The sequence below is a fragment of the Carboxylicivirga linearis genome (genome assembly GCF_018271995.1).
In the GTDB taxonomy this organism is placed as follows: domain Bacteria; phylum Bacteroidota; class Bacteroidia; order Bacteroidales; family Marinilabiliaceae; genus Carboxylicivirga; species Carboxylicivirga linearis.
This window is the reverse complement of sequence record NZ_JAGUCO010000181.1, coordinates 1-303: the sequence shown is the minus strand read 5'-3', so window position 1 is coordinate 303 and position 303 is coordinate 1. Positions and strand designations below refer to the sequence as shown.

The window sequence follows — 303 nt, the reverse complement described above, 5'->3', positions numbered from 1 at the left end:
CACGGCTTGGTTCAGGAACAGGAGGGTTTTATTAATCAGCTCCGCTTTGTCAAGGCATAAGCCAACGATGTTTGCAATCTTGGCTACATCTTGTAGTTCCCATGTCATAAGTGCATCGGATAGCTTTTTAATAATCTCAGCTTTCTTGCGGTCTTCGGGTGTATTCGCCGTACCTATGTCGGTAATCTCAACATTGGTTTCAGGGAGTTGTGCCGATTCTTCCTCGGTATCATCAAGCATTCCCAAAGCACCTTTGAGTTCCTCTGCTGATAACCCTAATAACTCTGCTGTTTTCGGACTGTT

The 303-nt window shown here is 44.9% G+C and carries 1 protein-coding gene; it reads right to left on the bottom strand.

Annotation, left to right across the window (positions count from 1 at the left end; genetic code table 11):
* Nucleotides 1–303: hypothetical protein (locus KEM10_RS25285; RefSeq protein WP_212221097.1), on the bottom strand; the 303-nt coding region annotated here is incomplete at both ends.